This is a genomic window from Spirosoma panaciterrae DSM 21099 (genome assembly GCF_000374025.1).
GTDB lineage: Bacteria > Bacteroidota > Bacteroidia > Cytophagales > Spirosomataceae > Spirosoma > Spirosoma panaciterrae.
Genome location: NZ_KB893173.1, coordinates 415,714 through 428,131, shown reverse-complemented (window position 1 = coordinate 428,131; position 12,418 = coordinate 415,714). Strand labels below are relative to the sequence as shown.

Genomic DNA, 12,418 nt, shown 5'->3' with positions numbered 1-12,418 from the left:
GCATAAGCTATGCTCTTCGACCCCTGCCCTTTGCCCTTCACCTTTTTTATGAAAATCGCCATCCACGGGCGCAACTTTCCCGAATCAGCTCGCCCGTATATCCAGTCCATGTTTGAGGAACTGGCCCGACGTCAGGCTGAAGTAATCATATCGCGAGGCTATCGTGAGTTTCTGGATAATGCCGGTGTGGCGCACTACAGCCAGGATACCTATACCGTTGAAGAGGGCGGTGTACTCGATGCCGATTTTATCTTTAGTCTGGGGGGCGACGGGACACTGCTGGATGCCGTTACCCATGTAGGAGCCCGGCAAATTCCCATTGTAGGTATCAACATCGGTCGGTTAGGTTTTCTGGCTACGGTTGCCCCGGCGTCGGTCCGGTTGATGATCGATGCCCTTTTTAATGAACAGTATAGTATTGACGAACGAACGCTGGTGAGTGTGCGGTCCAGTCAGGATATATTCGGGAATCTGCCGTTTGGTCTGAACGATTTTACAATAACCCGCACCCAGACATCGTCGATGATAACGGTGCATACCTACCTGGATGGCGAATTCCTGAATTCATACTGGGCCGATGGGTTGATTGTATCGACGCCGTCGGGCTCAACAGGGTATTCGTTAAGCTGCGGAGGGCCTGTATTGCTCCCTCACACAGATAGCCTTATCATCACGCCCATTAGCCCGCACAATCTGAATGTCCGACCCATGATTGTGATGGATACCTGTCAGCTAGCCTTCGAGGTAGAAAGCCGGAGCGGAAACTTCCTGGCGGCTCTGGACTCGCGTTCGTATACGGTAGAAACTTCGGTTCGGATCAGCCTTCAGAAGGAAGCCTTTAAGGCACGTCTGGTTAAACTGAAAGACGATAATTTCCTGAATACGCTTCGGAGTAAACTCAACTGGGGCTGGGATATTCGTAACTAACGCACCAGACCAGCGATTGGTGATACACAACAAGTTTTATTTTTTTTAGCCATCCGAATTGCCATTTGTGGCATAATTTTTACGGTAGAATGCCAATAAAAGTGTCTGGCTGGCCGTTTCGGAAATGGCTGGCTTTTGGGGATCAGCCACGGTTGATTCATGTATTTAGAAACTTATGATTAACTACAGGCAGTTGGTAACAGGCGTTACGGCAGTGTGTTTGCTGGTAGGCTTTACGACAGAACTTTCGGCTCAGCGACGGCCTAATCCACATTTCGCTCCGTATTCGGCTGTATCACTTGGTGCCGGGACATCGACCTACTTTGGGGAGTTGAACCCATATAGTGTTCCGTGGAAGTCGTTATTCACCTTACCTCGCTGGAACGCGGGCATAGGGTACACACGCTATTTTACACCTCGTTTTGCCGCCCGTGCCATGTTTACATGGGTTCGTCTTGTGGGCGATGACTACACGTTTAGCAAAAGCAATCCGGAAAAATATGCGCTTCAATACGTACGGAACCTGCATTTTCGGAATGATGTAAAGGAGTTTTCGGTTACGGGTATTTATAACCTTATCCCGGAAGGGCGCAATTCCGATGTACGACCCAAAATTGTTCCGTATCTGTTTGCCGGTCTGGCATTGGTAGCCCATAGCCCTGAAGCCATAACGCCAACAGCGAGTTACAGTTCGAGTCAGCAGTATACGCCCGGTACGTGGGTGAAACTCCAGCCCTTACATACAGAAGGGCAAGGGCAGCCCGGATATCGGAAGCCGTATTCACTGGTAACTGGAGCCGTTCCGGTCGGATTGGGCGCTCGCTTTAAACTCAATGAAAGTTTTAATATTGGTGCTGAGATCAGCTATCGAATGACATTCAGTAATTATCTGGACGATGTGGGGGATTCCTACGCCAATCCTGATGCTTTGCAGGGCCTGGCCTCTATTATGGCTGATCGACGGAATGAACCGGATGCCGCCCGGGTAAATCAAGCACGCGATCCTGCTCTTCAACAACTCCTTCAGACGAAGCCTGAGTTTTTTTCTACATCGGCCCGAGGGGGAGGAGCTGACAAAATTCCCAGAGATGGGTACGTGCTGACGCATTTCTCAATACAATATGTCATTCCGGGTAAAATCAAGTGCCCACCCGTCAAATAGGTTTATGCTCCGATATGCTATAAATACGGCCCGACTGGTACTAGTCGGGCTTTTTATCAGCCTTAGTGTACAGGCTCAGAAATTTGAGATTGGCGGGAGCCTGGGCGGAATGCTCTGTAAAAGTGATGTAACGCCTGCGTTAAATCCGCGCTTTATCAGCCCGGCTATAGGCGGTTTTTTACGGTATAATGTGAGCCGGTCGTTTTCGATGCGGTTTGGCGGGTCGATTGGGAAACTTCGTGGAGAAGACCAGTATAGCAAAAATGCATTCCAGCAGGCTCGTAATTTTTCGTTCAATACCAATATCAACGAATTATTTCTGGATGTAGAATATAACTTCCTGAATTACAAGCCCGCGCCAAAGGCCAAAAACTGGACGCCGTATGTGTTTGGCGGAATCGGGGTATGTAAATTTAATAACGACGTTATTCGGATCGGGGGAGTAATGACCTACCCTTTGGGAGTCGGGGTTAAGTATGAGATAAAGCGCCCGTGGAGTATTGGCCTGGAATTTGGAACCCGATTTACCCGGAATGACTATCTGGATGGCCTGGGTGATTTAACATTTGGGAAGGCACTCACCAAAACAACGCAGGGAAATCCCTCATTGACCGATAGCTATACCTATACAGCGATAACCGTTAGCTACACATTTTATAAAATTGTTTGCCCATAAAAAGGCAGTTGCATTGGCGCTGGCGTTTACCAGTAGCAGTCTATTTCTTCATAAAATCGTCTGTAAATTCACCCCCTGATTGGCTTCTGGCACGAATCTGCGGAAATGGGAAGTAAAGCTTCATTTCCAATGTCTTTACGTGTTATGAAAGATTTGAAGAAACGACTTCGCCAGGGAGAAACCCTGAACGGATGTTGGTTAAATCTGGGAAGTTCTCTCACGGCAGAGATTGTCGGGCAGGCCGGTTTCGACTGGGTACTGATTGATCTGGAACATGGCGCTGGCTCGGAAAAAGATGTACTGTATCAGTTGCAGGCGCTTGAACACACATCGGCTGGCGCTATTGTACGGGTCGAAAGTGCCGAAAGTCAGCGAATTCACCGGGTGCTGGATATGGGAGCGGAAGGTATCATGTGCCCCAAAATAGGTATTCCAGACGATGCCCGAAAGGTTGTGAGCGGTCTGCATTACCCGCCTTTCGGGAATCGGGGAGTCGCCAAAATGGTGCGGGCAACGGGATTTGCCCAACAATTTGACCAGTATTACCAGCAGGCGCAGGAAACGATTCTGGGCGTCGTTCAGATCGAAACCGTTGACGTGCTGAATCACCTCGACGAAGTAGCCAGTATCGAAGGGGTTGACGTGTTGTTCATTGGCCCGGCCGACCTGTCGATGGAGTTAGGGATTTTTGGTCAGTTCAATCATCCTCGTTTTAAGGACGCTGTAAAAGCTACCGTCGACGCAGCCCAAAAAGCGGGCAAAGCCACGGGGATTCTCTTTTTTAACCCCGATGATTACCAGCACTATCACGATTTAGGAATCCGGCTGATTGCCTGTGGAGCCGATGCTACGTTTGTGGCCGATGGCGCCCGAAACCTGGCCAAAAAACTGGACTCGTTTCGCTCAATTCATAAATAGGTTTTTAGGGTATAGATTTCAATTGACTCATGCGAACGTGAGGAAGCGTAAGTCAACGAACAAGGGTATAGCCTAAGCCAGAAAGTACATTGCTCCCATTCCTAAACGCTTCCTGAATGACAGACCCTTTATTGATCTTAGCTGTTGGTGTCGTAATCGTGGTCGGTGGGATCATTGGCCTGAAACTACATCCTTTTCTGGCGCTTTTGCTGGGCGCTTTTGTCGTTGCGTTGATGACCCCCGCATCGGCCATTGAACAGTTTGCTATCGCCAAAGGAACGGCCCCGGCAGCCGCTGCCGCTCTGGCAAAAAAGAACATTGGGGAACGTATAGCCACCGAGTTCGGCGCTACCTGCGGAAAAATCGGTATCCTCATTGCCATGGCCGCTATTATCGGCAAATGCATGCTCGAAAGCGGAGCCGCCGAACGGATCATCCGGTCGATGCTCCGCGTCACGGGCGTTGATCGGGCACCCATAGCCTTTCTGGTAAGTAGTTTTTTCATCGGGATCCCAGTTTTTTTTGACACGGTTATTTTTCTGATGATGCCGCTGGCGAAAGCCATGACCTTACGAATTGGAAAAAACTACCTGCTGCTGGTACTGTGTATTATGGCTGGTGCGGCCATGGCAAACTCATTGGTTCCGCCAGCACCGGGGCCCTTGTTTCTGGTAGGCGAAATGCATATCCCGATTGGCATGATGATGATTGGTGGGACAATTGTAGGGCTCATGACCATCACGAGTGGTTATTTATTTGCGCTCTGGGCAAACAGGAAATGGCCTACGCCCCTACGCGATGCCATGGATGCCCGGCTGGACGATATTAAAGCCATTGCCGCTAAAGACGATAAACAACTGCCGGGTCTGGGTGTATCGTTGTTGCCCGTTCTTATTCCGCTTGTTTTTATCTGTGCCGACACGGCCATTACGGCTATGGCTACGCCCGGTGTTCCCTTAACCGAATCGCCCTTTTTGTTGACGTTAATCCGCCTGATCAAATTCGTTGGGGACAAAAATATCGCTGTGGTTTCGGGGGGCATTGTTGCCTTACTGATACTGGCCCGACAAAAGAAAAGCGGTAAAGAAGGGTTGACTCCCTTTGTGCAGGCAGCCCTTATGAGCGGGGGAGGTATTATTCTGATTACGGCGGCCGGTGGCGCTTTTGGGGGCATGTTGCAACAAACGGGTATCAGTGCCCGCATTGCCGATATGACCAAAGACTATCAGATGGCCCTGATTCCGATGGCATTCTTTATTGCCGCCGTTGTGCGGACGGCGCAGGGCTCAGCAACGGTAGCCTTAATCACCGCTTCGGGCATTCTGTCGGGGATGGCCAGTAATGCCAGCCTGGGGTTTCATCCACTCTATCTGGGGCTGGCTATTGGATGTGGTTCAAAACTGGTTCCGTGGATGAACGACGCGGGATTCTGGATCGTTTGCAAACTCAGTAATCTTACCGAGCAGGAGGCATTAAAAACAATTTCACCCCTGCTGGTAGTCATGGGGCTGACAGGTCTTGTCGTCATCATGATTGCCGCACAATTGTTTCCGCTAATATAAAGAGCGAAAGAGTGAAAGAGCGAATTGCTATCACTAAAACCTTAACTCGTTCACTCAATCACTCTTTCGCTCATTCACTCTTTCACTCTTTAATATGGATAAAATAGGATTTATTGGATTGGGGATTATGGGCAAACCGATGGCCCTGAATTTGCTGAAAGCCGGTTATCCGGTAGCTGTTCTGGAGGGAAGCAAAGCTGCTCCCGAACTGGTAGAGGCTGGGGCGCAGACGCACCCGACGAGCAAAGCACTTGCCGGGCATTCAGACGTAATCATCACCATGTTGCCCGATTCGCCCGATGTCGATCAGGTAGTGAATGGACCGGAAGGGGTTTTGGCCGGTATTCAGTCGGGAGCTTTGTTTATTGATATGTCGACGATTGCGCCGGCTACTGCTCGGGGCATTTATCAATCCATGCAGGCTAAAGGCGTAGAGGCTCTGGATGCACCCGTATCGGGCGGGCAGGTAGGGGCGGAATCGGCTTCATTGTCCATTATGGTTGGTGGAAGCGAATCGGCTTTTAATCGGGCGTTGCCTTTGTTTCAGGCGATGGGCAAAAACATTGTTCATATTGGCGAACCCGGTGCGGGGCAAACCACAAAGGCGTGTAATCAGATGATTGTGGGTATTACCATCCAGGCAGTTGTGGAAGCGTTTGCGCTGGCGTCGAAAGCGGGAGTTAATCTCGAAAAGATGCGGGAGGTGCTGTTGGGTGGATTTGCCCAAAGCCGAATTCTCGACCTTCACGGCAAGCGCATGATCGACCGGAATTTTAAGCCCGGTTTCAAAATCAAGCTGCACAAAAAAGATATGGGTATCGCCCTGCAAACGGGCGAAGAATTTTCGGTTCCATTGAAAGGCACAGCACTGGTAGCCGAGCAGATGGAAGCCGCCGTCAATAAGGGAAATGGGGAGTTAGACCATAGCTCGTTGCTGTTGTTGCTGGAAGAGTAGAACTATTTTCAAACCCTCACTAACCATGAATCGTCAGGATTTTATTCGGGTCATGACCGTAGGTGCGGTAAGCCCAGCGGCATTGGGACCTAAATCGGCCCAGGCAGATCCGCTACGCAAACCGAAGAAAGTGCTGATGAAAGTGGGGTGTCAGTCGGGAGGCACCTCGAAGGAGAATCTGGAATTTAAGGCCCGGCATGGTGTTTATAATCTGGATGGTGGAGCGCCCAAAACGATTCCGGGTAAAGGCTGGGATCTGGCGGACTCACTGGCGAAGAAAGAAGCCTGCGAGAAATACGGCATTAGTCTCGATGCCTACCACTTTCCACTCGAATCGTCAGGTATCGACCGGGCTCAATACCCAAATATCATGCTCGGCAAAAGCCCGGAACGCGATCGGGAGATCGCGATTCTCCAGCAGATGATTGAAGTGGCGGGTAAAACGGGCATCAAGGTGCTGAATTACAACACGACGATTCTGCCCGTATTGCGGACTGGGAGAACTCTTGATCCGAAGCGGGGTAATGCAGAATACAGCACCTGGAACTATGACGCAGCCCTAAAACAGAATAACCCCAAAACGATAGCTGGGGATGTGTCGATTGATCAAATGTTCGAGCGCATCACCTATTTGCTGGATCGGCTCCTGCCCGTTGCGAAAGAGTACAAGGTAAAACTGGCCAACCACATTGCCGACCCGCCTACGCCTGCCGGGTACCGGGGCATTACCCGCTGGAATAGCCCCAACGTATTTGAAGGTATTCAACGGTTTGCCAAGCTGTACGATAGCGAATACCATGGCTTTAACTTCTGTATTGGCTCCATTGCCGAAGGACTGAATGATCCGAAAACGGAGATTATGCCGATCATTAAATGGGTGGGCGAACGGAATCAGATCTTCAATGTGCATTTGCGGAATATCAAGGGGGGCTGGAATAATTTTCAGGAAGTGTATCCCGATAATGGCGATATGAATTTCCTGCACGTTATCAGAGCCTTGCGCGATGTTGGGTATTCGGGTATGGTCATGCCCGACCACGTGCCCACCCATGCCGACCCGGCCAGTAGTTTGCAGGCCTTTGCCTTCTGTTATGGCTACATCAAGGGACTGATCCAGACTGTAGCCGATGATGTATAAATTTTATTTTTCTTCCTATGCCCACGAAAACTGGCCCTCGAATCAAGGAAATTCAGATAACCCCCATTGCCATTGTCGATCCACCGTTGCTGAATGCTGCCGGACTTCATGCGCCGTATGCGCTTCGAACCATTGTTGAGTTGGTTACAGAGGATGGTATTTCGGGCATCAGCGAAATTCCGGGTAATAAAGATATTGATACGGCCCTGGGCGAATCCCGCGATTTGCTGATTGGCAAAGATGTGTTTCAACTGGCCGAAATCCGTCAGGCGCTGGTCAGTCGTTTTGGTACCGAAACAACCGCCCAGCGGGGCGAAACCCCCTGGGACCAGCGAAAACTCGTGCATATTTTCAGCGCCATTGAAGTAGCCTGCCTCGACATAATCGGGAAAGTGACCGAGCGGCCTGTGGTTGACCTGCTGGGGGGCAAACTGCGGGATCGGGTTCCGTTTTCGGCGTATCTGTTTTACAAGTATGAAGGCGCAGGAGGTGAGTTCGGTTTTGGCCTCGACCCATCGGCGCAGGGGTGGGCGGCTGCCCGGCAGGCAGCCGCCCTTGATCCGGCAGGTATCGTCGCACAGGCCAAAGCTATGTGCACGGAGTTTGGGTTTCAGTCGATCAAATTGAAAGGAGGGGTATTTGAGCCACAGCAGGAGGTCGATGCGATGTTTGCCCTGTACGAAGCTTTCGGGCCTGATGTACCGTTGCGCGTCGATCCGAATGCCATCTGGACCGTTAAAACCTCTATCAAGTACGGCAGGATGATGGAGCCTATTCTGGAATACCTTGAAGACCCCACCCGTGGGCAGGCTAACATGGCTGAAGTGCGAAAAGCGCTGAAAACCCCGCTGGCAACGAATATGTGTACGACCTCGTTTGAGGATATCCCGAACAGCATTGCCATTGGCTCCGAAGATATCATCCTGAGCGACCACCATTTCTGGGGAGGCCTCCGTTCGTCTATGATGCTCTCCGCTATTTGCGAAACGTTTGGTCGGGGCTTGTCGATGCATTCCAACAGCCATCTGGGAATTTCACTGGCGGCCATGGTACATCTGGGAGCGGCCTTGCCTAAAGTACCCTATGCGCTCGATACCCACTATCCCTGGCAGTCGGACGAGGTTATTGTGGGCGGGCGTATCTGGTTTGAGGAAGGTGCCGTAACGGTGCCGGAAGGGCCAGGACTCGGGGTTGAACTCGACCGTCAGGCGCTGGCCCAACTCCACCAGAACTACCTGAACTGTGGTCTGACCAAACGAGACGATCAGACTGAGATGCAGAAAGTTCAACCCGGCTGGACATTCCAATCCGTACGGTGGTGATGACGTATCAAGCCCGAAAGGTCGCCAGGGCCTTTCAGGCTTTCCATTAGCGGGCTTTTTTTGCCTGGGCCTCTACAATTAGCTGAAGGTTCGCATTCTCGCGGGTGATGTGTGTGTAGCTACCCCTGCCTGCCTGAGCTAATTTTTTGAGATTTTGCCCGTTGAGTTCATTCTTGCCAAACGTAAAAATCGTTAGAAAAACGTCCTGACTGCTGGCGTCCCGAACAAGTTGGTATACCTCTTCACTAACCGGAAATTCACCGTCTGTAGCCAAAATGATGCGGTTGTTACCTGCCCGAACGTAATGTTTGTCGGCAAGTTTATACGCTAGCTGAATGCCTTTGTTTCCATCCGTATCGCCATCCGAACGGAGTTCATCAATCGTTCGGGCAATTTCGTCGGCATGAGTTCCCGATGTTGGTTTCAAGGCTACCCGTGCTTTGCCCGAATACACCACAATCGAAATCTGATCTTCGGGCCGGATAATTTTCAGGAGCGATTTGATAGACGTTTTCAGGAGCGGTAGCTTATACGGCGAATCCATTGACCCCGATACATCGACCAGCAATACCATGTTGTTGGTGGCGAACCCTTCCAGTGAATTGACTACGTTTGGCTGACCCGGCCTGTCGACGAAAACCGTGTCAACCTTAGTCGTACGGATATACACCGTGTCGTGGCGACTCACTGTTTTGCCCAGGGTTTCGGTCGGGTTACTCAATGGGGGTGTCGTTACGGTCGTATTGGGGTTAATGCCCTTTTCAGGTGTTTGAAGAACGACGTCTGGATTATCTTTAGGTGCGGATTCAATACGGGGAGTGGGTTTGATCGATAGGTTTGCGCGGCTGAAAGCCAGTAGGTTTGGTTGGTTGATGGTCTTCAATACGTCGACTTTTGCCAGGTCGCTGAATTGATTATAGGCATACACCAACTGGTTGTTGTAGAAATAATAGAACGATTCGTAGGTATTGGAGGCTGATTTGGTTGAGGGCCGCTGCGCCATTTCGGCCAGTTTAAGTGAGTGTTCAGCCAGATCCTCATAAGGTGTATAAGGACACAGACCATTGTTACGTCCCAATCGCTGTAAGCCTTTCAGGTTCTTGAATTCGTTCATAATCAGGTTACGCGCTTCAGCCTGAACAGCGTCGGTTGCCGGTACCTGTGACGTTTCGCTCTGTAAGTAAGCTTTTACGCCCAGCAGCACCTCTTTATTCAGATCCATCAGGTGGAGCATGGCCTTCCCCGATACATTCCAGGGGTCATTTGGTTTTTTTAATGGATAGCTTTCATGGATGCGCCGAACGTCCTGATAGAGTCGCTCTTTTTTCCTGTCGAACACATCGAACAGATAGGCGTATCGGTCCAGAATTTCGTCGGATCGTTTGAGGTGGTCCTGCTCGTACTGGCGTTGGCTGGTGTAATTGATCAACTCGATACTAAGCGCATCCATTTCGTTCAATATCACCAGGAGCACATCGGCCTGCCCATTGATCGAAGTCCGGTAGTTAGCCGGAATCTGTGAGGTATTGATCTGGAGTAGTTGGTGTTCAGATACTGGTACTTTAAAATCGTTGTGTGCATACGTCAACGGACTTCGACGGCTGCTGCGGGCCGGGTCGCGGTAATATTCGGCCGAGGATTGATAATTCCGAACCAGCACCTGCATATGATTCATTTGGCGCAAACCTTCGTTAATGAAGTCGATATACGCATTCAGGGCACCAAACGTAGCCGCAGTAGCTGGTGCCGAAGCCGGTTTGACCGTAAAAGCAATGGGCTGTGTATCCCGGAAAGTCGTTGCACCTGACTGTTTCTGGGAAGCGATTGGGGCATCGATCACAAAGACCGGGGAATATTTTGGATAATCGAGCAGGTGAATGGCTGATTTACTGTAATTGACGAACTGCTGATACCAGCTTACCAGGTCGTTGTTATAATAATTCAGGTACGATTTGTAAAACGCATTGTCGTACCGAACCGATTGCCGGGCGGCAAAATTATAATCGTCGACAGCCTGCTTTTTAAGCGACTGAATGGAGCGAAGACCAGCCTGAAACGAACCGATCATATCCGAAGCTGGATAAACAATATGGGGCTTCGCTTCCCCAAACCCGACTAGCAACTTCTCATCGGCCACAATGCTCTGCTGTACCAATTCGACGGGCCAGTGTGAGGGGCTTTTCTCGTTCAGAATGTACGACAAGGTGTCGAGTAACTCTTGCTGACGAAGCAAAACCTGCTCCATTTCCTTTTCCGTATAGAGATATGCATCGGTAGCCCGATACGGCTGGTAGCGTCGATAAACCCGTTGGATTTGCTTGTAGAGCGAGTCTTTGCTCTGGCTGAATTGGGTAGTCAGGTTCTGAAAATCGGCAATCAGACTATGAGCTTTTTTGAAATTATCCTGCTGATAATCCTTTAAACGGTCGTAGGTTTCCAGCGTTTTGGCTGTCTGGTCGATTTTATTCAATAGTTTCCACAGCGTCAATGTGCTGGCTTTTAACCGTTGCTTTTCGGCATCGGTAAGGGCTTCGCTGGCAATGGCTTTTTTGTAATAATAGTCCTCCAGCGTTCCCGAGGGCGACATTCTCGGGAAGCCGTGCGAGTGGTTGGAACTTATGCTGGCATAATACCCCTGAATGCGCTGAAAACGATCAGCTACTTCATCGACCGACTGATTCAGAAATGCTACATACTGATTGAGGGCTTGTTGGGGAGTCTCGCGCAAAGCCTGCCCACTCGCAAACGCAGCCGAAAAGAGCAGAAACAAACAAAGATAGGTCTGCATAACCGAAACGACGACCGATACGCTGGTCTGGCGACAACGTACGAAGTACGCAGAATTGGATATGTAATTCGTAAAACGTTGAGTATATGGGATGAAAAATGAAGTCGGGGCCTGACCTGCAAAGGTTTGTAGTCAGAATCGGTAGAAACCGTTCTATAGTTTTCGGTATATAATCACCTGCCCTATAGGCCCAGCATCACCCCGTTTATTCGGCACTCAGGTTGAGGATCTCGTTGATCTGCCAGCGATTATCACGTTTGACCAGCCGAAATTCGTACTCGTCAAGCAGAAGAAACTTTACCGTTGCCAGGTTGCCATGTACGTTTACGGAATGGATTTTTAGTGTTTTGAGAGAATCCATTTGCGTTTCTACATCCTGGCTAAGCATCACCAGATCGTATTCGAAACCTGTTGGTGGACCTTCGTTTTGGGGTGAAAGTCGGAAGCCTTCCTGCCGTTGCTTAAAATACGTTCGCCATTCACCCAGATACCTATCGGTGAGTAACTGGCTATGTTTCAGAGCAGATAGGTATTGTTCGGTGCTTTTGAAATTGACCGCGTACGGTTTGCCGGGCTTCTGATCGACCAGGTTAATTTTACTGATCGATAGCATATTGGCTTTGTACCAGTTTAAAAAATCAACTACTGTTTGCCGGACGGCGGTCGTTTCAGTGGGTGGAGTATGGGCTGTGATGGCTGCCGATAGCAGTATACAGGGCAGAAGTACGACGGCGACAGCCCATTTGAACCTGATTCGTGTTTTCATGGGACAAAGATGCCTGCTATGGGAGCCGAAATCTAGCGGTAATCGACAGCCAGTAGCTTTAGGATAATAACATGCCGGTTTGGTACCTTAATCGGTCGGGGTATACAAGAATCGTCTGCAGGCAAACCGGGCCAGTCAATATAAGTAGTGTATAGGTGTCATGGCGCTTTATCATACCATCGACACGAAAACCAGCAAACTATG

10 protein-coding genes are annotated in these 12,418 nt (G+C 50.1%); 8 read left to right on the top strand and 2 right to left on the bottom strand.

Annotation, left to right across the window (positions count from 1 at the left end):
- Nucleotides 1-48 precede the first annotated feature (48 nt).
- From B153_RS0105275 to B153_RS0105235, 8 genes are all read left to right on the top strand, one after another.
- Complete coding sequence (locus B153_RS0105275; RefSeq protein ID WP_026261920.1) at nucleotides 49-927, top strand: NAD kinase; 879 nt, start codon at nucleotides 49-51, stop codon at nucleotides 925-927.
- A gap of 175 nt (nucleotides 928-1,102) precedes the next feature.
- Nucleotides 1,103-2,089: a hypothetical protein gene (locus tag B153_RS0105265; RefSeq protein ID WP_020595632.1), complete on the top strand. Its 987-nt coding sequence runs from the start codon at nucleotides 1,103-1,105 to the stop codon at nucleotides 2,087-2,089.
- A gap of 4 nt (nucleotides 2,090-2,093) precedes the next feature.
- Nucleotides 2,094-2,765, top strand: a complete 672-nt coding sequence (porG, locus tag B153_RS0105260) for a type IX secretion system protein PorG (protein WP_020595631.1) — start codon at nucleotides 2,094-2,096, stop codon at nucleotides 2,763-2,765.
- Nucleotides 2,766-2,909: 144 nt separating this feature from the next.
- Complete coding sequence (locus B153_RS0105255; RefSeq protein ID WP_020595630.1) at nucleotides 2,910-3,683, top strand: HpcH/HpaI aldolase family protein; 774 nt, start codon at nucleotides 2,910-2,912, stop codon at nucleotides 3,681-3,683.
- 116 nt (nucleotides 3,684-3,799) lie between these two features.
- Entirely contained in the window at nucleotides 3,800-5,245 is a 1,446-nt protein-coding gene (locus B153_RS0105250; RefSeq protein ID WP_020595629.1) for a GntP family permease, read from the top strand.
- 94 nt (nucleotides 5,246-5,339) lie between these two features.
- Nucleotides 5,340-6,200 (top strand): 2-hydroxy-3-oxopropionate reductase, encoded by an 861-nt coding sequence (locus tag B153_RS0105245; protein WP_020595628.1) that lies wholly within the window; start codon nucleotides 5,340-5,342, stop codon nucleotides 6,198-6,200.
- 25 nt (nucleotides 6,201-6,225) lie between these two features.
- The gene (locus B153_RS0105240) at nucleotides 6,226-7,338 is read left to right on the top strand and encodes a mannonate dehydratase (RefSeq protein ID WP_020595627.1); all 1,113 of its coding nucleotides are present in this window, start codon (nucleotides 6,226-6,228) and stop codon (nucleotides 7,336-7,338) included.
- A gap of 17 nt (nucleotides 7,339-7,355) precedes the next feature.
- Nucleotides 7,356-8,660: an enolase C-terminal domain-like protein gene (locus B153_RS0105235; RefSeq protein WP_020595626.1), complete on the top strand. Its 1,305-nt coding sequence runs from the start codon at nucleotides 7,356-7,358 to the stop codon at nucleotides 8,658-8,660.
- A gap of 46 nt (nucleotides 8,661-8,706) precedes the next feature.
- On the opposite strand, the gene B153_RS0105230 is transcribed toward B153_RS0105235, so the two are convergent.
- Together B153_RS0105230 and B153_RS34660 are read right to left on the bottom strand one after the other, a co-directional pair.
- Nucleotides 8,707-11,448, bottom strand: coding sequence for a vWA domain-containing protein (locus tag B153_RS0105230; RefSeq protein WP_020595625.1), 2,742 nt, complete (start codon nucleotides 11,446-11,448; stop codon nucleotides 8,707-8,709).
- Between the two features lie 205 nt (nucleotides 11,449-11,653).
- Nucleotides 11,654-12,214 (bottom strand): hypothetical protein, encoded by a 561-nt coding sequence (locus B153_RS34660; protein ID WP_020595624.1) that lies wholly within the window; start codon nucleotides 12,212-12,214, stop codon nucleotides 11,654-11,656.
- Nucleotides 12,215-12,418 lie beyond the last annotated feature (204 nt).